At 67.1% G+C, this 20,881-nt stretch carries 19 protein-coding genes and 2 pseudogenes; 8 read left to right on the top strand and 13 right to left on the bottom strand.

Going from position 1 to position 20,881, the window contains the following annotated elements:
• Positions 1 to 393: 393 nt before the first annotated feature.
• From B8W69_RS30650 to B8W69_RS16130, 4 genes are all read left to right on the top strand, one after another.
• Positions 394 to 552 (top strand): hypothetical protein, encoded by a 159-nt coding sequence (locus B8W69_RS30650; protein ID WP_165762624.1) that lies wholly within the window; start codon positions 394 to 396, stop codon positions 550 to 552.
• Complete coding sequence (locus tag B8W69_RS16140; RefSeq protein WP_133058005.1) at positions 545 to 1,285, top strand: helix-turn-helix domain-containing protein; 741 nt, start codon at positions 545 to 547, stop codon at positions 1,283 to 1,285. The genes B8W69_RS30650 and B8W69_RS16140 overlap by 8 nt, the downstream gene beginning before the upstream one ends.
• 282 nt (positions 1,286 to 1,567) lie before the next feature.
• On the top strand, positions 1,568 to 1,816 hold the full coding sequence (locus tag B8W69_RS31445) for a hypothetical protein (RefSeq protein ID WP_245843272.1): 249 nt from the start codon (positions 1,568 to 1,570) through the stop codon (positions 1,814 to 1,816).
• Positions 1,817 to 1,985: 169 nt separating this feature from the next.
• On the top strand, positions 1,986 to 2,804 hold the full coding sequence (locus B8W69_RS16130; protein WP_245843271.1) for a phage major capsid protein: 819 nt from the start codon (positions 1,986 to 1,988) through the stop codon (positions 2,802 to 2,804).
• A 71-nt stretch (positions 2,805 to 2,875) separates the two neighbouring features.
• On the opposite strand, the gene B8W69_RS16125 is transcribed toward B8W69_RS16130, so the two are convergent.
• Positions 2,876 to 3,892: a hypothetical protein gene (locus B8W69_RS16125; protein ID WP_133058004.1), complete on the bottom strand. Its 1,017-nt coding sequence runs from the start codon at positions 3,890 to 3,892 to the stop codon at positions 2,876 to 2,878.
• A gap of 386 nt (positions 3,893 to 4,278) precedes the next feature.
• Here B8W69_RS16125 and B8W69_RS16120 point away from each other — a divergent pair, with 386 nt between their 5' ends.
• The gene (locus tag B8W69_RS16120; RefSeq protein WP_245843270.1) at positions 4,279 to 4,632 is read left to right on the top strand and encodes a hypothetical protein; all 354 of its coding nucleotides are present in this window, start codon (positions 4,279 to 4,281) and stop codon (positions 4,630 to 4,632) included.
• A 272-nt stretch (positions 4,633 to 4,904) separates the two neighbouring features.
• On the opposite strand, the gene B8W69_RS16115 is transcribed toward B8W69_RS16120, so the two are convergent.
• Complete coding sequence (locus B8W69_RS16115; protein ID WP_085290780.1) at positions 4,905 to 5,417, bottom strand: hypothetical protein; 513 nt, start codon at positions 5,415 to 5,417, stop codon at positions 4,905 to 4,907.
• 350 nt (positions 5,418 to 5,767) lie between these two features.
• Between B8W69_RS16115 and B8W69_RS30645 the strand changes: the two genes are divergently transcribed.
• Positions 5,768 to 6,199, top strand: a complete 432-nt coding sequence (locus B8W69_RS30645; protein WP_165762622.1) for a hypothetical protein — start codon at positions 5,768 to 5,770, stop codon at positions 6,197 to 6,199.
• A gap of 22 nt (positions 6,200 to 6,221) precedes the next feature.
• Here B8W69_RS30645 and B8W69_RS31440 read toward each other — a convergent pair.
• The 5 genes and pseudogenes from B8W69_RS31440 to ssd all read right to left on the bottom strand — a co-directional run.
• A pseudogene (locus B8W69_RS31440) lies at positions 6,222 to 6,305 on the bottom strand (DUF4244 domain-containing protein); the annotation flags it as partial.
• Positions 6,306 to 6,323: 18 nt separating this feature from the next.
• Positions 6,324 to 6,917, bottom strand: coding sequence for a type II secretion system F family protein (locus tag B8W69_RS16105; protein WP_181447418.1), 594 nt, complete (start codon positions 6,915 to 6,917; stop codon positions 6,324 to 6,326).
• 112 nt (positions 6,918 to 7,029) lie between these two features.
• Positions 7,030 to 7,827 carry a type II secretion system F family protein gene (locus B8W69_RS16100; RefSeq protein ID WP_085290778.1) on the bottom strand — a complete coding sequence of 266 codons (798 nt, stop codon included), beginning with the start codon at positions 7,825 to 7,827 and terminating at the stop codon, positions 7,030 to 7,032.
• Positions 7,824 to 8,987 (bottom strand): TadA family conjugal transfer-associated ATPase, encoded by a 1,164-nt coding sequence (locus B8W69_RS16095; RefSeq protein ID WP_085290776.1) that lies wholly within the window; start codon positions 8,985 to 8,987, stop codon positions 7,824 to 7,826. The genes B8W69_RS16100 and B8W69_RS16095 overlap by 4 nt, the downstream gene beginning before the upstream one ends.
• Positions 8,984 to 10,035 (bottom strand): annotated as a pseudogene (gene ssd, locus B8W69_RS16090) (septum site-determining protein Ssd). Before ssd ends, B8W69_RS16095 begins: the two are co-directional and overlap by 4 nt.
• 492 nt (positions 10,036 to 10,527) lie before the next feature.
• Between ssd and B8W69_RS16080 the strand changes: the two are divergent.
• Positions 10,528 to 11,385 carry an HAD-IB family hydrolase gene (locus B8W69_RS16080; RefSeq protein WP_085290773.1) on the top strand — a complete coding sequence of 286 codons (858 nt, stop codon included), beginning with the start codon at positions 10,528 to 10,530 and terminating at the stop codon, positions 11,383 to 11,385.
• Positions 11,386 to 11,847: 462 nt separating this feature from the next.
• On the opposite strand, the gene B8W69_RS16070 is transcribed toward B8W69_RS16080, so the two are convergent.
• From B8W69_RS16070 to B8W69_RS16050, 5 genes are read right to left on the bottom strand one after another with little or no spacing between them, the layout of a single operon-like run.
• The gene (locus B8W69_RS16070; protein ID WP_085290771.1) at positions 11,848 to 12,606 is read right to left on the bottom strand and encodes a Fic family protein; all 759 of its coding nucleotides are present in this window, start codon (positions 12,604 to 12,606) and stop codon (positions 11,848 to 11,850) included.
• A 4-nt stretch (positions 12,607 to 12,610) separates the two neighbouring features.
• Entirely contained in the window at positions 12,611 to 14,230 is a 1,620-nt protein-coding gene (locus B8W69_RS16065) for a dipeptide ABC transporter ATP-binding protein (RefSeq protein WP_085290862.1), read from the bottom strand.
• A gap of 47 nt (positions 14,231 to 14,277) precedes the next feature.
• On the bottom strand, positions 14,278 to 15,141 hold the full coding sequence (locus B8W69_RS16060; RefSeq protein WP_085290770.1) for an ABC transporter permease: 864 nt from the start codon (positions 15,139 to 15,141) through the stop codon (positions 14,278 to 14,280).
• A complete protein-coding gene (locus tag B8W69_RS16055; protein WP_085290769.1) occupies positions 15,134 to 16,060 on the bottom strand; it encodes an ABC transporter permease in 927 nt (308 codons plus the stop codon). Before B8W69_RS16055 ends, B8W69_RS16060 begins: the two co-directional genes overlap by 8 nt.
• A gap of 2 nt (positions 16,061 to 16,062) precedes the next feature.
• Positions 16,063 to 17,691, bottom strand: coding sequence for a peptide ABC transporter substrate-binding protein (locus tag B8W69_RS16050; RefSeq protein WP_181447416.1), 1,629 nt, complete (start codon positions 17,689 to 17,691; stop codon positions 16,063 to 16,065).
• A 293-nt stretch (positions 17,692 to 17,984) separates the two neighbouring features.
• On the opposite strand from B8W69_RS16050, the gene acs reads away from it, so the two are divergent.
• Complete coding sequence (acs, locus tag B8W69_RS16045) at positions 17,985 to 19,937, top strand: acetate--CoA ligase (RefSeq protein ID WP_085290766.1); 1,953 nt, start codon at positions 17,985 to 17,987, stop codon at positions 19,935 to 19,937.
• A gap of 10 nt (positions 19,938 to 19,947) precedes the next feature.
• On the opposite strand, the gene B8W69_RS16040 is transcribed toward acs, so the two are convergent.
• Positions 19,948 to 20,589: a chymotrypsin family serine protease gene (locus B8W69_RS16040; protein WP_439330619.1), complete on the bottom strand. Its 642-nt coding sequence runs from the start codon at positions 20,587 to 20,589 to the stop codon at positions 19,948 to 19,950.
• Positions 20,590 to 20,881: the final 292 nt, after the last annotated feature.

Genomic DNA, 20,881 nt, shown 5'->3' with positions numbered 1-20,881 from the left:
TCTGCTTTCTTTTTGACCTAACTCAGTAGATCGGCCTGTCAGCGGCGGGCCTTCCAACGATGAGCGTCAGTGGCGCTCGGGAACCAGAGAAACGCCATGCCAGGACCCGCCAGATGCAGCAAGCACCCGCAGCACGGCCCCGACGATCGGGACCGCTGGTCCGGTTGTATCCACTGCCGACGCGAGCGGCAGCGGGAGTACGCGGCAGGCATACGCCGCGATGCCCGGAAGATGCGTCAGCTCCAAGAGCTGCTGCAGATCGCCTGAGATCCACACCATCTTGCCGTCCCAGACGGACGGAGAGGGACGAACGCAACTACCCGAAGATGGTTGTGCCCCAATAAAAATGCCGATGCCCCGGAGGCTGCCGGCGACCCTACGAAAGGAAACACCATGCAGTTCACCATCGACCTACCCGATCCCGTAGACCGTGAGATTCGCAGCCTGCGCCGAGAGTGCGCCAAGTTTCGGACGCAGCGCAACGCTGCCCGCGCCGAAGCTGATGCCCTTCGCGCCGAACTGGACGCTCTCCGGGCTCGGGCCGATGCCTGAGAAGCTCCCGATCATCGCCTGGGACCAGGCATACAACCGGAACGGTGACCCGGCGCTCCCGCGTGCGGTCGTCAACGCGATCCGCACCCACATGGACAACCGCTCCCTGACGGGATGGATCAAGCAAGAGACCCTGGCCGAGTACACGGGGCTCAGCGTCCGACAGGTTCGGCGGCACATCGCCGCCAACGTGGAGGCAGGTTGGCTCGAGGTCACGAGCCTCGGGAACTCGTCCGGTCTCGCCTCAAGCTATCGGCTCACCTTCCCAAAGGCGGACACTGATGCCCTCCTTAAAGCGGACATCCGTGACCAGAAGGCGGACATGGATGTCCTCCCTACTACTCCTGTAACTACTCCTGGCAACTACTCAAGAACTTCTCCAGAGAAGGCGGACATAGATGTCCGCATTCCCGACCCCTTCGGGGGGTCGGATATATATCTTCCAGCGAACACAACTTCTGAGTTCAAGGCGGACATGGATGTCCGCATTGCCAAGAAGGACACAGGTGTACGGTTTGGTGCCCGAGATGTCCGCATCGCACCGGACACCCCCGAGCAGAGGCTCTTGAATGCGATCCGCGCTGAAGGCGGCTCAGTCCCAGCCAAGTGCCTTGTCGTAGCGGACGCGGTAGGTCAAGACGCCAACGTGATCATCCCGCAGATGATCCGGGACGGGCTGATCATTCACGACGTATCGACCGAACCAGCCAGGCTGGCGCTAGCCCACAACTAAATGCCGTCACCACCATTCGGCCCGTCTGCACCTCAGCAGGCGGGCTTTGTCATTTCCACAGGAAGGTAACTGATGACTGACACACAGACCCCCGCTGCTGGAGCGGAGAGCACCGCTGACGGACAGACGGTACCGGGGCAGGGTATTGATACCGGAGACCCCCGGAGCGGCCCTGAGGGCCAAAAGGGTAACCGGGAGGCTCGCTACCGTGTTGAGCGGAACGAGGCCCGCGAAGCTCTTGCCCAGGCGCAGGCCAAGATCGAGCAATTCCAGCTTCGCGAGGTGGAGCGGTTCGCTGCAGACCTCGCCCAACCGTCGGATCTGTTGGAGATAGGCGGGAACTCCCTCGCTGACTTCATCGGGCAGGACGGGGAAGTAGACGCCGAGCTGGTAGCCGAGGCGGTTGCTGCTCTGGTCGAGGCCCGTCCGGGCCTGGCGAAGAATCCCCGGCAGCGTGCCGTGGACCCCTCGCAGGGTCTCGGCAGTAATCCCGGTAAGCCATCCCCGACGTGGGGAGACTTGCTCAAGTAGCAGCTTTGGTTGTGACGTTATCCGTCTGTGGCGGTAGCTGCAACCGCAGTTAAAGGGGCTGTGCCCCAACTGATCTAGGCCCGCGGCCTAGTGACTGTCAATCAATCATCTTGGCCCCAAGGTTCAATTGCCTTGGGGCTGAACTGTTTCTAAAGGAGAAACTATGTCCATGAAGCGCGCAGACCAAGCACAGTCATGGTTGCCCGAAGACTTCGGCAAGATGCTGGATCTGGTCGTTCAGGCCAAGTCCGTCGCGGCTCGGGCGTCTACCCTGTTCCCGACCACCAAGCAGAAGGTTGCCTTCCCCCTGTGGGTCGCGGACCCGGCTGTCGGTTGGTACAACGAGCTGGATGAGATCACCGCTGCTGACGGTGACACCGACGAGGTTGTCGTTACCCCGAGCAAGACCGCGGGTCTGACTCTGGTTTCCAACGAGTTGGCCGATGACTCGGACCCGGCGATTGCGAACCAGATCGCCTCGGCTCTGGGTAACCAGATCGCCCACGCGATCGACACCGCCTACTTCGGCAACACCACGGCCAAGGGGCCGAATGGCCTGCTGTCGCTGGCCTCGACTGCGGTGGACCCCGGTACCTCGGTGGCCAACCTGGACGCTTTCGTCAGCGCCCGGTATGCGGCAGAGGCCCACGGGGCCAAGCTGTCTCACTGGCTGCTGAGCCCGACCGTTGCGGAGACGCTGTCCAAGCTGAAGATTGCGAGCGGCTCGAACCAGTCGCTGATTCAGTTCGTCGAGGACGGGATCACCGTCGCGGGTCTGCCTGTCATCACATCGATTCATGTCGATGCGGACACCGTCGCTTGGGGCGTCGACAAGACCCAGCAACGCTATGTGCTCCGCAGTGGCACGACCGTGGAGCGGTTCGACTCGGTCACCAATGACGGGCTCTACATCCGTGCGATCAGCCGTATCGGTATCGGGTTCCTCAACCCGGCTGGTGTGGTCCGCATCTGGCATGACGCAGCTTGATCCCCTTACGGGACAACCAAAGTGAATAGCTAGCGCGGGAGGCCCCCGGCGTTTATGTCGAGGGCTTCCAACTACCAGGGGCGTGGTCCTGCCTTCGCGCCCCACGCGGTGCGTTTCGCTATCCACTGCGCTTGCTGCCCTCGTAGGGTCACTCTGCGCCACCGCACAGCCCACGGTCGATCAGCGGGATCCAGGAATAAGCCCGCTGGGGCCTCATTGGCGAGCTTGCGGGCTATGTCGTGCCCAAAGTGAAGGCAGCCCCGAACGAAATCAAAGTAGCTGTGGAGATGCGCCCCGATAACTATCGGTTGGGATTCCGAGTATCGCCGTATCTCGGCAAGACCAACTTTCGTCTCACGCGTTGGGTCGTAGTATGCGCCCCTGTGCGGGGGAATTTGGTCAATGAAGTCGAATCCGCAGGTATCGCCCCAGTCCTCCGCCATGAGGGCGCCTGTGACGGACCACGGCATCTGGTAGTGGCGATCTGCCTGCTGGACGAGTTTGGACACCAGGCTGAACATGGGCACCGTCAGCGGGTGCATGTTGCGGACTATGGTGTAAGGCCCGACAGTCCCTGTCGCTTCAAGCGATTGTCCTGCCGACATCCATTGCCCAAGAGTGCGGCGCAGCGCTGCCGCTAGTTTCGTGAAATCTGGTTCCTCCCAATGTGATTGACGTGCCGGCTCCGGGCCCTCGTAACCAAGCACGGCAAAGGCCGGGTCGGCGGTCTCGAACACACTACACAGCATCTCGTTGACCGCTCTTAAGAGCGGCTCGACGCTCGTTCGCGCTCTTGCGTCCTGGAGTTTCTTGACGACGATGTTCGAGAAGAACAGCGCGGGTCCGACCAGCGCCAGGGCCGCAGCGACGTTCAGCATGAACCCGTCGAATCCGGCGAACCAGCCGTAGACCCACCAACACAGGCTCATTGCACCACCGAGAATCGTCACGGTGCGCGGTATCGGATCGCCGGGATTCGCGGTTATGTAGCGCCACAACTGTTCCAGCCGTTTCCACATGGCCCGCATGGTGACATATCTCAGGCTGACGCTTGGGGAAATTGCCAGCGCGTGCTGTGGATCGAGCACGCCACCTAGACCCGCTGGACCCAATTGAGTTTGCCGTCCTGCCCCTGGGCAGGGCGTGTGGGGTGCTGCAGGGGTCGCGTGTGCTACTCCGCTCTGGCCGGGGGCTAGGCGTGGGGTGCAGGTAGCAGAGGCAGGCACCCCTGCCTAGAGGCAGGCACAGGCACGCTGCACAACAGGGCACAGCACACAAGGGCAGACCCAGGGCACAGCGTGCAGCAGGGGCAGCCAGGCTCCCGCCTGCCCCAGGGGGCTACCCCCCACCCGTACGACTTTGACCGGACGGTAATGCGCCTGGCCGATCCGCTGAGCAAAACCATTCCCCATTTTTTGGAGTCAGTAAGTTTCCACGCCCCGCGAGGGGCACTGCATGATCAAAAGGAGAAATCTTGCGTACACCAGTAGGTTTGGGCACCGCCGGCACCCGGCTGTGGAAGGCGACGGTAGAGGTCTTTGACTTCACCGACGAGCCGCACAAGGTGCAGATACTCAGGCAGGCGTGCCGCGTTGCCGATGTCATCGCAGAATTAGACGAGGCTGCCGACGAGGCCCCGCTGACCGTCAAAGGCAGCATGGGCCAACAGGTGATTAGCCCATTCATCGCAGAGGCTCGAGTCCAGCGGGGTCTACTGGCTCAGTTGCTCGGGAAGCTGGACCTTCCCGACACCGAGGAGGAGGCAGAGGCCAAGGCCGAGAAGCTCTCCCGCACACGGCGGAGAGCCGCCAGGGAAAACCGCTCGTGACCATCCGACGTAGTCGTGGCGGCCCTGGGGACCAGAGCCTCACGCTCCCAGACGAACTCAGCTCGTTTGACGACTGGTACTACCCAGGCGGTTTGAACGACTACATACGGGCTCTGAGCGCATTTCTCGTTGACGGACAACGGCTTACGCCTGTGATGAACGCAGCGGGGTTATCCGCTGCCGATTGGTTCCATCAGATGCTTTCCAAGGGCGCGCCTGAAGTGGGGGACGGCACCACCGAAGAAGATGATGCCGCCCCCCGAGCCCGGAGGTCAGGCTGAATCGCGGGGAGGCATCCGCAGCAGGAAGTACGCCGTCAGGTCGTCCAACGCCTTGGCGATCTCCTTGCGGCGGGTGACCGTCCGCGTGCCGAGCCCGAACAGCTCGCCGATCAGGGACATGACCGTCGCGAACGAGGTCGCGTTGGCCATGCGCGGGATGATGTTCCCGATCTCGGCGCGCTCATCCGTAGCCCGGATCACCACCGCGTCGACAGGATTCACGATGTTGGGATCGTCGGTCAGCGCCTTGATCTCGCGTCCCACCGAGATGATCTGCTCGAGACGCTGCGCGACCTCCGGCTGGGCACCGACCAACGCCTCACGGCAGCGTTGGATGTGCCGCTTGAACTCTTGCCAGTTCTGCATGAGATCCTGGATCGGGTTCCCGGTGTTGTGCTTCGACGGCGGATCGACGTCCCGCTTCATCGCGATGAACTCGTTCACCGCGGTGACGAACCGGGCGATCGGATCGTCCAGCGGATCTTTCGGTTGTGGTGCTGGCATGGCTTCTTCCCGCTGAGAGAGGGGAAACACGAACCCACCGAACTGGCCCCTTAATAGGCCAGAACTCGCCTGCGGTGTAACGTCGCCCTAGCACGGCCAAATGCAGAGAGGCGCTAACCCTCGACTGGTGGACTCACCCCAGTCGGGGGTTTCGTCATCTCAGCTCGCTTCGAAACACTACCCCTGGGGTATGACAAGACCGGGTAACACAAGATGTTCGGAGCGATATTCTTGAAATCCGTTGGCTACCGGGCGTGTTGATGTCGATCACCGGCGTGTCGCAGGGCCATACTGAGCGGTTCCCCAGAAAGCGGTGCCCAGGTTCGCGGCGTGTTGATAACCTCACCGCCATGGCGCTAACCGAGCAGCAGATACAAGACCTCGCCGATAACCAATTCAGTTTTCGCGGTGCTGCCGCCGGCGCCGTCTTCGTAGACCACCTTCCATGTGACACCGGCATCTATCTCGGGGAGGACCCGCGGGACATTGACGCGGCGTTGGCCCACCTCCCCGAATGTTCGAACCCGAACGGCCCAGCCGATACCTTCCATGGGCAACGTCCTTGGCCCAAAGGGACGCCTGGCCAAGAGGCGAAGAAAGAAGCCTGGCTGGCACGAATCGCTGCTCACCCCCAGACCACCGACGAAGATTACGATGCCGCTGTGTCCTTACTTGTGGACCCGACGATGCCAATTGACGAGCTGAGCGCGGCTCGGCTCGAAAGCCTGGGATTCGTCGTCGTCAACCCTGACGGAACCTGCGCGGCGGTGGACGCCTGGTAGTCGGGATGTAATTCTCGACATTCGAGTACTCGACCGTCGACATGCCCGACTCGTCGGCCATCAGCACGGCCACGCGTGCCGAGAATCCGCGAAACATCTTGACCATCAATAGTTTCCTTTCGTTTCACAGCAGGCCCGACTGCAAGACATCGCCGGCCAGACCGGCCACCACCGGGACGATGCCCAGGCAGACGAACGCCGGCAGGAAGCACAGGCCCAACGGTCCGGCGATCAGCACGCCGGCCCGCTCGGCCGCGGCGGTCGCCGCGTGCGCGGCCGCGTGGCGGGACTCCTCGGCCAGCTCGGTGACACCGCCGGCCAGCGCCGCGCCCGAGGACGCCGAACGCCTGGCCAACCGCAACAGCGCATCTATCTTCGGATCGGCCTCGTTCTGCGGACCGGGTGGAATAGACCATGCGACAGCGGGATCGGCGCCGAGCGCGAGCAGGTCGGCGGCGCGGCGCAACACCCTGGCCAGCTTTGGCGGCGCCGCCGGGGCCGCCGCCGCGGCGGCCGTCGACACGGCCATTCCCGCCCCCAGGCACACGGCCAGCACGTCCAGACAGGAGGCGACCGCCAGCGGATCCGGCCCGCGCGACGGTGCCCGGCCCCGCACCCGTCGCCCGCCACGCCTCGGCGTCCCGGCGCGGGTGCGCACCAGCCAGGGACCGGGGCCGACCCACAGCGCCACGGCCAGCAGCACCGCCACCAGGTTCATGCGCCCCTCCTCCTCATCGCTTCGCTCTGCATCGTCGCCGGCGCGGTTCATGCGCCGCCCCTCCTCATCGCTTCGGTCTGCATCGTCGCCGGCGCGGTTCATGCGCCGCCCCTCACGACGCCACCCGATCGGCGATGCGATCCGCCCACAACAGCCCGACGCAGGCCAGCGTCGAGCCGACGAGCAGCAGCCACCCGCCCGCGTGCCCACCGAGCAAGAAGCCCAGTGGCCGGGCCCCGATCAACTGGCCCAGCAGCACGCCGAGCACCGGCAGCGCGGCCAAAATCGTGGCGGTTGCCCGCGCGCCGGCCATGCTCGCCGAGACGCGGGCCGAGAACCGTTGCCGCTCAGCGATGTCGCGCTGGGCGGCGCGCATCAAGGTGGCTATTCCCAGCCCGTTGTCGCTGGCCAGCCGCCAGCACAGCGCGAGCCGCTCCCAGTGCACGGGCAGCGCCGAGCCGCGGGCCGCGGCGGCCAGGCCGGCCGCGACGTCGGCGCCCAGCCGGGCCCGCGCCGCAACCGAACGCAGCGCCGCCGCAACCGCGCCGGCCGTGTCGTCGGCGGCAATGCCGAAGGCGCGCACCGGGTGCGAACCGGCCCGCAATTCACCGACGAGCACCTCGAGCGCGGAGTGCAGCGCGTCGCCCCCAGCCGTGGCGCGCCGGATGCTCCGGCGGCGCCGATATCGCAGACCTGCGGTCGCGCCCACGACCACGAGGCAGAGGACGGTGGTCAGCGGCAGGATGACAGCGGCGAAGCAGCCGATACCCGCGGCGGCGCAGCCCGCCTCACGAAGCCCGACCCTCGGGAGCCGCCGGCGTCGTGAGGCCGACAGGCGTCGTCGCGGTGAGGGACGAACGACGATGAGCGCCAGCGACAACGGCAGCGCGCCGGCCAGCGGGCCGCTCATGCCGGCATCCGGCTGCGCAGCAGGCGTTGCAGATGCGGCGCGGTATCCGTCATTCCCCGATCCGCATGCCATACGGTGACCGCACGCACGCGGCCTTGGTGGTTTTGCAGGGCGGCGATTTCGTTTAGCCGCCGCCGGCCGGCGCGGTCGCGCTCGACGTGCAGCAGCACCTGCACGGCGGCAGCGAGTTGGCTGTGCAACGCGGCCCGGTCGAGGCCACCGAGGGCGCCCAATGCCTCCAGGCGGGCGGGCACCTCCCCGGGGCTGTTCGCGTGCACGGTGCCCGCGCCGCCGTCGTGGCCGGTGTTCAGCGCGGCCAGCAGGTCCACGACTTCGGCGCCGCTGACCTCGCCGACCACGATGCGGTCGGGCCGCATGCGCAGCGATTGCCGGACCAGTTCGCGTACCGGAACCTCGCCGACGCCTTCGACGTTGGCGCGCCGCGCGACCAGCTTCACCAGGTGCGGGTGCCGCGGCGCCAGCTCCGCGGCATCCTCGACGCAGACGATCCGTTCGCCCGGCGGCACGGCGCCCAGCATCGCGGCGAGCAGTGTCGTTTTGCCGGCGCCGGTGCCACCGCTGACCAGAAACGCCAGCCGGGCCCCGATGATGTCCCTGACCAGCGCGGCGGCCGCGGGTTCGATCGCACCAGCGACGGTCAGGGCCGCCAGGTCTTGGCTGGCGGGCCGCAGGACGCGCAGCGACAGGCAGGTGCCCGCGGCCGCGACCGGCGGCAGCACCGCGTGCAGCCGCACCGCGAACCCGCCGGCGCCGATGCCGCTCAGCTCGCCGTCCACCCAGGGCTGCGCGTCGTCCAGACGCCGGCCGGCGGCCAGCGCCAGCCGCTGCGCCAACCGCCGCACCGCCGCCTCGTCGGGGAAGCGAATTTCGGTGCGCCGCAGGGCGTTGCCGTCGTCGACCCACACCGCATCCGGTGCGGTGACCAACACGTCGGTCGTGCCGTCGGCGCAGAGAAGCGGATCGAGAATGCCGGCACCGGTGAGCTCCGTCTGCAGGACCCGCAGGTTGGCCAGCACCTCGGTGTCGCCGAGCATCCCGCCGGACTCGGCCCTGATCGCGGCGGCCACCACGGCCGGGCCCAGCGGGCCGGTCTCGCCGGCCAACCGCTCGCGGACCCGTTCGATCAACGAACCGCTCACGCCGCCTTGCCGTTCCGCCGCGCCCCAGCGGACGGGAGCACGCCGAGCACTCGTTGGGCCGCCAGCGCGAGTGTCGAGCGCCGCCCCAACCGCAGGCCGCCGCGATCGACCTGCTCGGCGAGTTGCGGCTGCGCCTTGATCGAGGCCAACAGCGGCAGGCCGGCGATATCGGCGATCTCGGACGGCCGCAATCCGGCGGGCGACGGCCCCGCACCACCAGCCCGATGTTGGGATTGAGGGACGCCAGGACCGGCGCCAGCGCCCCGGTCGCCGCGCAGGCCCGCACGTCACAGCGGCTGACGACGACGACCAGATCGGCCGCGCTCAGCGCGGCCTGAGTGGCGTCGGTGAGACGACGGGGAAGGTCGCAGATGACGCTGACCGCGCCGCGCCTGCCGGCGTCGATGATGGCGTGCACCGGCCCGGCGTCCAGCTCGTAACCGCGCCGGGTGCCGGACAGCACGCTGACCCCGCGGTGCCGTGGCAGCGCATCGCGGACGGCCGACCAGTTCAGCCGCCCGCCCTGCAACGCCAGATCCGGCCAGCGCAGCCCCGCCTCGCTTTCACCGCCCAGCAACAAGTCGAGGCCGCCACCCCAGGGGTCGAGGTCCACCAACAACGCATCCGTGGCGGCCTGGGCCAGGGCAACCGCGAGCAGGGACGCACCCGCCCCGCCGCAGCCCCCGATGACGGCGACCGCGTGGCCGCGCGCCCCGTCATCACGCGACGACTCGGCGGCCTCGGCCAGTGCGCGGACCAAATCCGCTTCCTGCCCGGGCAGCCGCAACACATGCGCGGCGCCGACCCCGACGGCGGCCGCCCACGTCGTCGTCTCCGGTTCGGCAACCGACAGCACGGTCACGTGATCGCGGCGCGGCAGCGCCCATCGCCCGCAGCGCGCCGCCGCCCGCGCGTCCAGCACGACGGCCGCGGCCGCCGCCCAACTCTTGCGGCTGACCGGAGAGCCGTCACCGGCATGCACCACTCGGACACCGGCGGCGGCCGCCACCCGGTCCAACTCGGCGCGCATCTCGGGCTCCGCCAGCATCGCGAACACACCCGCGGAACCCGTCGCGTCAACTCCGGAGCTGCTACCCACCCGACCACTGTGGGGGGCCGTGACCGCGGCACAACAGTCCCAAATGCGAATTTGTGGATAGAGACGCGAGTGTGCACAACGCGTCGCATTGGCACGCCGCCAGCGACGGCGGACACGCTTTCCCGCAACGCACTCAGGGCCGAGCCCGGCGCCATGCAGCGAGAAAAAACTGACCCTAGAAAAGGGACGACCCCCGCCAGGGGGGGAGGAGGCGAGGGTCGTCGTGTATCAGCCCCGGGGGGTCGGGCTGATACACCCTCGGCTCAGGCCGAGTAATGCTTACTATACACATGCCAAGCCGGAGTAACGCAAGACATCATTTTCTGAAAAAACAGCTTGAGCCGCGTAAACACTGCTCCGTCCGCCCCCCGAACCCCCCCTGAGCGGCCATTTCCGGTGCGGGATCGCGGCGACGCGGGACCGTCGACCTATGCTGGGTCGGTGACCGCCTTCGACCCCACCGCGGAGCAGTCAGCCTCGGAGCAATCAGCGGCAAGCACCGCTTCCCACGCCCGAACGGCGGCCTTCTTCGACCTGGACAAGACGATCATCGCCAAGTCCAGCACCCTGGCGTTCAGCAAACCGTTTTTCAACCAGGGCCTGCTCAACCGCCGCGCGGTGCTCAAGTCCAGCTATGCGCAGTTCATCTATCTGCTGTCCGGTGCCGATCATGACCAGATGGATCGGATGCGCGCGCACATGACCAATATGTGCACCGGCTGGGACGTCGAACAGGTCAAGTCGATCGTCAACGAGACGCTGCACGACATCGTGACTCCGCTGGTGTTCGCGGAGGCGGCCGACCTGATCGCCGCCCACAAGTTGTGCGGGCGCGACGTCGTGCTGGTGTCGGCCTCCGGCGAGGAAATCGTCGCCCCCATCGCGCGGGCGCTCGGTGCCACCCACGCGATGGCGACCCGGATGGTCGTCGAGGACGGTCGGTACACCGGCGAGATCGCGTTCTATTGCTATGGCGAGGGCAAGGTGCAGGCGATCCGCGAGCTGGCCGCGCGCGAGGGCTACCCGCTGGAACACTGCTACGCCTACTCCGACTCGATCACCGATCTGCCGATGCTCGAATCCGTCGGCCACCCCAACGTGGTGAATCCGGACCGCGGGTTGCGCCGCGAAGCCGTCGAACGCGGTTGGCCCGTGATGTCGTTCTCCCGTCCGGTATCCCTGCGTGACCGCATCCCGGCGCCCTCCGGTGCGGCGATCGCCACGACGGCCGCGGTAGGCATCAGCGCCCTGGCCGCCGGCGCGGTCACGTATTCGTTGTTGCGCCGCTACGCGTTCTGAGCGCCGCGGCACGCGACAGCAAACTCGTTAAACGCGCAATCCAAAATGGACTGGGTGCCATTTCGCGAATTGGCCTTGCTGTGCTAGGGGTCTAGTAGTACAAAGGAACCACGGAAGCCCGGTGAGGCCTAGGTCGATCCGGAAGAGAAGGTTCGTTCTCCCGACCCGGGCGCCCAGCACGGTGCTCGGCACCCACGCGGAGCCATAGCCGCGAAAATGGCAAAAGTGTTGCGGGCCTGCGAGATTGCGAAGATGCGGAAGGTATCGACGACCCTTTGGGTGGGGTTGCAACCACAAGCGTCGTGAGATCGCCGAGGCCAACCCACGCAACCTTGAGATGCACGCTTGGTAACCGAGCCCCGTGCTAGCGGGCGGCGGACCGAACATTCGGAACGTCGCCCGCTCTACATTTTTCCGGCCGTTTTTGCGGTGACGTCTCCCGGCCTCCGGGCACCGCTTCAGCTACCGGTTCGACATCGAGTCGGCAATCGACACGGCCTCTTGCGCACCGGCTTTCATCGCCCGGCAGCACAGCACCAACCAGGCCCCCACGCCCTCCGGTGTGCCGTCGGCGAACCCCTGCGCGGCATCGCGATACGCGGCGGGTTGACGCATCCAGCTGACCTCGGGCACGCCCAGCCCGTGTGGGTCCAGCCCGTTCGCGATGGTCACCAACCTCGACACCGCCCGGGCCACCACACCGTCGGAGCTGCCGAACGGCTTCAGCGTCAGCAGTTCGCCGTGGGCGACGGCGGCAAGCACGGGCGCCGGCACCCGGGTTCGTCCGTTCACCAAGTCCGCCAACAACTCCAGTCGCGGGCCAACGCCTGCGTCCGCACGCGGGCGACCCAACCGCTCGTCGTCGACCTGCTCCGCCGCGGCCAGCACGTGCAGGCGGGCCAGCGCCTGCAGCGGTGCCCGTCGCCAGATGGCGACGACCGGGCCTTCGCCGCCCTCCAGCGCCTGGGCCACCCGAAGCGCCCCGGCGAACACCGGATCACTGATCTGTCCGGCGTCGGCCAGATCCTCCAGCCGGACGGGGCCACCGTCCAGCACGGACGACGCGCGCGCTGCCCGCAGCGCCGCCTCGGCGGCGGTCACGGGCCAGCCGCGCAGGTTGGCGCGATGGCGGTGGGCACGACCCAGCGCGTCGCGGGCGCGGTCACTGGCCTCGGCGACGCCGGGCAGCTCCATCAGGGGGGCCAGCGGATCAGCTGTCACAACTTCACAACCTATCCCCGTCGTAATTCGGCCCACGCGGGATGGCGTCCAGCAACTGCCGGGTGTATTCGTGCCCGGGGTTGGTGAACAGCTGTTCGGTGGGCGCGTGTTCCACGACGCGGCCCGCCCGCATCACCAGAACGTCGTCGGCGATCTGCCGGATCACCGCCAGGTCGTGGCTGATGAACAGGTAGGCCAGGCCCAGTTCGGCCTGCAACTCGGCCAGCAAATCGAGTATCTGTGCCTGCACCAGCACGTCGAGCGCCGACACCGCCTCGTCGCAGACCAGCACCTCGGGCCGCAGCGCCAAGGCCCGCGCGATCGCGACGCGCTGACGTTGTCCGCCCGACAGCTCGCGCGGCAACCTGCTCAGCACTGACGACGGCAGCGCCACCTGGTCGACGAGTTCGCGCACCGTTTTCCCGCGGTGCCGGCGGTCGCCCACGCGGTGGATCCGCAGCGGTTCCTCGATGGCGCGGAACACCGAGTACATGGGGTCCAGGCTGCTGTACGGATTCTGGAAGACCGGTTGCACGCGCCGGCGAAAGACCATCATCGTGTCCCGGTCGGCCGCGTCGGAGATCTGCGTGCCGTCGAAAAAGACTGTGCCCGAGGTGGGTTGGAGCAGGCCGAGCGCCATGCGGGCCACCGTCGACTTTCCCGAGCCCGATTCGCCGACGATGGCCAGGGTGCGAGCCCGCTGTAGCCGGAATGACACCGCGTCGACCGCGCGAAACTCGCCACGCCGCCACGGTGCGCCGTGCGAATCCCGGTACACCTTGGTGAGCTCCGAGGCGACCAGGATGTCGTCGCCTCGGGTGGGCGTCCGCCGGCTCGCGCGCGTCAGCGACGGAGCCGCGGCCACCAACCGCTGGGTGTACTCGTGTTGAGGATCCCGCAGAATGGCCTGTGCGGCACCGGTTTCCACCACGACACCGCGGTGGACGACGACGACGCGCTCCGCCCGTTCGGCGGCCAGCGCCAGATCGTGCGTGATCAGCAGTAGCGCCGTGCCCAGTTCGTCGGTGAGCCGCTGCAGATGGTCGAGGACCTGACGCTGCACCGTGACGTCGAGCGCGGACGTCGGCTCGTCGGCGATCAGCAGCTGCGGACGACCCGCCAGCCCGATGGCGATCAGCGCGCGCTGGCACATACCGCCCGATAATTGGTGCGGGTACTTGCCCGCCTGATTGGCCGGATACGGCATGCCGGCCTGGGCGAGCAGTTCCACCGCCCGCCGCCGCGCCCGACGGCCATCGGTGTTGGCCCGCAACGCCTCTCGTATCTGAAAGCCGACCTTCCACACGGGGTTGAGGTTGGTCATCGGGTCTTGCGGCACGTAGCCGATGCGGCTCCCCCTGATCGAGCGCAGCAGCCGACGATCCGCCGACGTGATGTCGATTCCGTCAAACGTGATGCGGCCGGCCGTGATTCGCCCGCCCGGGGGGAGCAACCCGAGGATCGCGGCGGCCGTGGTGGACTTCCCGGATCCCGACTCGCCGACCACGGCGACGGTCTGGCCGCGCAGGACGCTCAGATCCACTCCGGCCGCCGCGGGGGCGTGGTCGCCGAACCTGACCTCCAGGCCCTCGACCGTCAACAGCGGCGCATCCCCGACGGTCATTTTGCGCCGCTCCTCCTCATCGCTGCGCTCTGCATCGTCGCCGGCGGTCATGCGCGTCTGGCCCGCGAGCCCGGATCCAGGGCGTCGCGCAGCGCGTCGCCCATCATCATGAACGCGAGCACCGTCATCGCCAGCGCGCCGGCGGGATAGAACAGGATCGGCGATCCGGCCCGCAGCCGCGTCTGGGCGAGGTTGATGTCACCGCCCCACGACACCACCGAACTCGGCAGGCCGACGCCGAGGTAGGACAACGTGGCCTCGGTGACGATGAAGGCACCGAGTGCGATCGTGGACATCGCGATCACCGGACCCACCGCGTTGGGCAGGGCGTGCCGGAGCAGCGTTTGAAACCTGCTCATCCCCAGCGCTTTAGCCGCGAGCACGTAGTCGCTGCCCCGCACCTCCAGCACCGCGCCGCGGGCGATCCTGGCTATCTGCGGCCAGCCGAACAGGGCCAGGATCGCGATCACCGTCCACACCGTGCGATGGTGCAGCACCTGCATCAGCACGATCGCTGCCAGCAGCAGCGGCAGCCCGAAGAAGATGTCGGTGACGCGGGAGATGACGGCGTCGAGCCATCCCCCGTAGAAGCCGGCGAACGCGCCCAACGCCCCGCCGACGACGAAGACCAGCAGCGTGGCGCCCAACCCGACCGTCACCGACGCGCGGGCCCCGTAGATGGTCCGCGCGTAGATGTCGTGGCCCTGCAGGTCGGTGCCGAACCAGTGCGCCGCCGAAGGGCTGCGCAGGCTTTGGCTGGGATCGGCATACCCGGGGTCAGCATGGGTGAACAACGCGGGAAACAGTGCGACGAGAAGGATGAGGAGGATCAGCACGGCGGCGATGACGAACTTCGGACGGCGGTGCAGCTTTCGCCAGGTTTCCCCCCAAAAGCCAGAGTGCTCAGCCATAGCGGATCCTCGGGTCCAGGGCGGCGTAGAGCAGGTCCACCATCAGGTTGGTGATCAGATAGATCAGCACCAGCACGGTCACGATGGAGACCACCGTGGGCGCTTCTTGCCGGGTGACGGCCTGATAGAGCACGCCGCCCACGCCGTGAATGTTGAAAATGCCTTCGGTCACGATGGCCCCGCCCATCAGCGCCCCGAGGTCGGCGCCCAGGAACGTCACCACCGGGATCAGCGAGTTGCGCAGAATGTGCACCGTCACCACCCGTGGCCGTGACAGTCCCTTGGCGGTGGCGGTGCGGACATAGTCGGCGTGCGCATTGGCGGCCACCGCCGATCGGGTCAACCGGACGATGTAGGCGAATGAGATGGAACCCAAGACGATTCCGGGGAGCAGCAGGCGCGCGAAAGTCGCGCGTTCGCCGACGGTGACCGGCACGATGCCCAACTTGACCCCGAACAGGAATTGGGCCAGGAAGCCCAGCACAAAGATCGGGATCGCGATGATGATCAGTCCGGCGATCAGCACCGTGGCGTCGAAGAATCCCCCCTGGCGCAGCCCGGAAATCACGCCGAACCCCACGCCCAGCACCGCCTCGACGACCAAGGCGATCAAGGCGAGCCGGAGCGTGACCGGAAACGCATGTGCGAGAACGGCACTGACCGGCAAGCCGGAATAGGCGCGGCCTAGGTCGCCGTGCACAACGCCGCCCAGGTAGCGCAGGTACTGCACGATGAAGGGATCGTCGAGGTGATAGCGAGCGCGCAGCGCGGCGGCCACGGCCGGCGTCAGCGGGCGATCCCCGGCGATGGCGGCCAGCGGGTCGCCGGGCAGCAGGAAGACCATGCCGTAGATGAGCAGGGTGGCGCCCAGGAATACGGGTACCATGACGGCGATTCGGCGTGCGATGTACCAACCCATGTTCACGCCTTGACGATGTTCTCGTAGTCGGGCAGCCCGTTCCAGGTGACCTTGACGGCGCTGACCTCCGGCGACCATCCGACCACGGCGATGTAGTACCACAGTGGCACGGCGGGCATGTCGTGCAACAGGATTCGCTGCGCGACGTTGACGAGCGCGGCGGCCTGCCGGAGGTCGGGAGCCGCCTCGGCGGCGGCCAGGCCGGCGTCGAAGTCGCGGCTGGAATATCCGACGTCGTTGGATCCCGCACCGGTGGCGTAGAGCGGGGCGAGGAATTCGATCATCGACGGGTAGTCGCCCATCCAGCCGGCCCGGAACGCGGTGTCGATGGTGCGGTTGGTGATCTGGGTGCGGAACCCGGCGAAGGTGGGCTGCGGCGCACCGACGGCATCGATCCCCAGTACGTTCTTGATGCTGTTGGCCACCGCGTCCACCCACTCCTGATGGCCGCTGTCGGCGTTGTAGGCGATGGCGTACCGCCCGCTCCACGGCGAGATCGCGTTGGCCTGGGCCCAGAGTTGTTGTGCCCGTGCGGGGTTGAAGTCCAGTGCGGCACTGCCCGGAATGTTTGGATCGAATCCAGGCAACGAGCTGGCGGTGAAGTCGCGGGCCGGGCTGCGGGTGTTGTTGAAGATCTGCTGACAGATTTGCGGACGGTTGATGGCCGCCGACAACGCCAGCCGGCGCAGTCGGCCTTCCTCACCCCCGAAGTGCGGGAGTCGTAGCGGCGTGTCGACGGATTGGCTGACGGCGACGGGCCCGTGGGCGGCGTTGCCGCCCAGGTCGCGCTGGTAGATCGTCAACGCGCTGGACGGGATCGTGTCCAGCACATCGAGGTTGCCGGACAGCAGGTCGGCGTAGGCGGTGTCCAGGTTGGAGTAGAACTCGAACCTCAGCCCCTTGTTGCGTGGCTTACGGTTGCCGCGGTAATTGGGGTTGGGCCGCAGGTCGATTCGGACGTTGTGCTCCCACGCGGGCCCGTCGGGACCGTCGGCGAGTTGGTACGGACCGTCGCCGATCGGGTGCTGGCCGAAGGCGCTCATGTCGCGAAAAGCCGCCTGCGGCAGCGGATAGAACGCGCTGTGCCCCAGTCGCAGTTTGAAGTCGATGGTGGGTGCCTTCAGCCGGACGGTGAACTCCCGGTCGTTGATCAGCCGTAGTCCGGACATGGTGGTGGCCGTCGGCTTGCCGTCGCCGGCCAGGCCGGCGACGGCGTCGTACCCGTCGATGGGACTGAAAAAGCTCTGCTGCAGCTGGGCATTGGTGCTCAGCGCCCCATAGTTCCATGCGTCGACGAAGGAATGGGCGGTCACCGGCGAGCCGTCGGTGAACGTCCAGCCGGGTTTGAGGACGATTCGGTAATTGATGTTGTCGGTGGTGTCGACCGACTGGGCGACCTCCGGCGACGGATTGCCGGCGGCGTCGTAGGACATCAGCCCGGCGAAGAGCCGATCGAGGATCCGGCCGCCCTGGCTGTCGTTAGTGCCCGTGGGAATCAGGGGGTTCGGCGGTTCCCCGCCGTTGACCACCACCAGATCCGGGCTCAGCGCGCCGCCGCCGCAACCGGCCAGCAAGGCGACCGTCAGCATCGCGGCGGCAATCCGGGCCAGCAAGGCCACCGGGGTCCGCATCCGACACATGACACCCGACCCTAGGCGGCCCGCAGGCCGCCCAGGTATCCGCGCAGCGTGGGCTGGGCGTGAATCTACGGTCCGCCCGCACCCGAGTCGACCCCGGCACATCCAATGAGCGTGCACGGGTCGGCGGATGCCCCGCCCATGACCCGGCACACGGGTGATTATCCGGCATCAGGGCAGATTTTGACCCCGGATTCGCGCGCAGCCACCACTCGCACGGCTACACCTCACACGGTTAGGCTCGCAGTCGGCCACCGAACGGCGCAGTCTCGACACAGGAGAATCCAGTGACCGCCACCAATACCGCAGGCCCGTCGTCGTACCCGCCGGCGGCGCAATTCGCCGAGCAGGCCAATGCCGGCGAGGAGCTGTACCGCGAAGCCGAGCAGGACCGGTTGGCCTTCTGGGCCAAGCAGGCCAACCGGCTGTCGTGGGCGACGCCGTTCACCGAGGTGCTGGACTGGTCCGAGGCACCGTTCGCCAAGTGGTTCGCCGACGGCAAGCTCAACGTCGCCTACAACTGTGTGGACCGCCACGTGGAGGCCGGGCACGGGGATCGGGTCGCCATCCACTGGGAGGGCGAACCCGTCGGCGACCACCGCAGCCTGACCTATTCCGATCTCCAGGCCGAGGTGTGCAAGGCCGCCAACGCGCTGACCGATCTCGGTCTGGTCGCCGGCGACCGGGTCGCGATCTATCTGCCGCTCATCCCGGAGGCGGTGATCGCGATGCTGGCCTGCGCACGCCTGGGCCTGATGCACAGCGTGGTGTTCGCCGGCTTCACCGCCAAGGCGTTGCAGGCCCGGATCGCCGACGCGCAGGCCAAGCTGCTCATCACCAGCGACGGCCAGTTCCGCCGCGGCAAGCCTGCGCCGTTGAAGGACGCGGCCGACGAGGCCGTCAAGAGCGCCGACAGCACCGTCGAGCACGTTCTTGTGGTGCGGCGCACCGGAATTGACGTGTCCTGGAATGACGACCGCGACCTGTGGTGGCACGACGTCGTCGACGCCGCCTCCCCCGAACACACCCCGGAATCCTTCGAGGCGGAGCAGCCGCTGTTCCTGCTGTACACCTCGGGAACCACCGGCAAGCCCAAGGGCATCGTGCACACCAGCGGCGGCTATCTGACCCACGCCGCCTACACGCACTACTACGTCTTCGACATCAAGGCCGAAACCGATGTGTTCTGGTGCACCGCCGACATCGGCTGGGTCACCGGACACACCTATGGCGTGTACGGTCCGCTGGCCAACGGCGTCACCGAGGTCCTCTACGAGGGCACGCCCGACTCACCCAGCCAGCACCGCCATTTCGAGATCATCGAAAAGTACGGTGTGACAATCTATTACACCGCACCCACGTTGATTCGCACGTTCATGAAGTGGGGACGCGAGATACCGGACGCACACGACCTGTCCAGCCTGAGGCTGCTGGGTTCGGTGGGCGAACCGATCAACCCCGAGGCCTGGCGCTGGTACCGCAAGGTGATCGGCGCCGACAGCCTGCCCATCGTCGACACCTGGTGGCAGACCGAGACGGGCGCCGCGATGATCTCCCCGCTGCCGGGAGTCGCTGCGGCAAAACCGGGTTCGGCGATGAGGGCGCTGCCCGGCATCTCGGCCAAGATCGTCGACGACCACGGTGATCAACTGGTGCCGGGCATCCACAAGGGCGAGCACATCACCGGCTACCTGGTGTTGGACCAGCCGTGGCCGTCCATGCTGCGCGGCATCTGGGGTGATCCCGAGCGTTACGTCGAAACCTACTGGTCCCGGTTCGCCGAGCGGGGCTGGTATTTCGCCGGTGACAGCGCCTATTACGACCGCGACGGCGCCATCTGGGTGGTGGGCCGCATCGACGACGTAATGAACGTGTCGGGACACCGGCTGTCCACCGCCGAGGTGGAGTCGGCGCTGGTCGGCCACGTCGCGGTGGCCGAGGCGGCGGTGGTCGGGGCGACTGATTCGACCACCGGCCAGGCCATCTGCGCGTTCGTCGTCTTGCGCGCGGATTACCACGTGCACGACGGGATCGTCGACGAGTTGCGCGTCGAGGTGGCCCGGGAGATCTCACCCATCGCCCGCCCGCGCGAGGTGCACGTGGTGCCCGAACTACCCAAGACCCGCAGCGGCAAGATCATGCGCCGGCTGTTGCGCGACATCGCCGAAAACCGCGAATTGGGCGACACGTCGACGCTGCTGGATCCCGGCGTCTTCGACGCGATCAGGGCGGCGAATTAGTCGCTGCCGGTCAGCCCGGCAGCGGGCTGAACCCCGCACCCGGCCGATGTTTTGCGTTGATGTCGGCGAGGGCGGCGCTGAACGACATCACCACGGCCGGGGTATGCAGCGGGATGTACTTGATGATGCAAGTCGGCAGGTTGTCACTGAATGCGCCGTGAATCATGCCGACCAGCAAATTGTTGACGGTGACCGGTGCCCCGGAGTCACCCGGCTGGCCGCACACCTGCATGACAATCGTGCCCGGGTCCTGCCCCGGTCCCCAGGTGACGCCGCACGAATTACCCGTCGTTCTGCCCTGTTTGCAGGCGATCTGGCCGAAGGCCGGGTCCGGTCCGATGCCGTTGATCACAAAACCGTTGTAGTTGGCCACCGGTGTCACCTTGGCCGGGTCGAACTTGATCACCGCGTAGTCCAGATTGTCGTTGCCCGAAACCATGGTGCCCAATACGCCCGCGTTCTCGGCACCCTCGGCCGCCACCTGCGCTCCCGGGCCGCCGCAGTGCGCGGAGGTGAAGCCGATCAGCTCACCTGCGGCATCGCCGCCGATGGTGGTCAGCGTGCACATCGTGTCGCCGTTGATGACGATGCCCGCCCCACCGCCCAACGGGATCCGGACGTCAGCGGCGGCGGCGCGGGCAAACGAACCCATCGCGGCCACGAGCAGGGCAGCAATCGCCACTAAGAAGCATCGGTGCGGCCTCCGCACAGCCCCACTCCTATCGGTAGGCCGGACATCGCGACCGGCTTGGCCGAGTGTAATCGGCCGGGATGTGATGTTCGCGCTCTGAAAGCGCCACGGCCCCGCGTCGTCGCCGACCACCTTCTGGCCGAACCGAACTGGCCGTCGGGCGCTCAAACCCGCGGCGCAGTGCTCGACTGGCCTCGTCTGGCTTCTCCTGTCCAGGCGCCGCATGGCAACATGAACCGCGACGACAGCGAGC

The sequence above is a fragment of the Mycolicibacterium vulneris genome, from assembly GCF_002104765.1.
Lineage (GTDB): Bacteria > Actinomycetota > Actinomycetes > Mycobacteriales > Mycobacteriaceae > Mycobacterium > Mycobacterium vulneris.
Note: the sequence above shows the minus strand (reverse complement) of the source record. Positions and strands in the feature narration are given on the sequence as shown.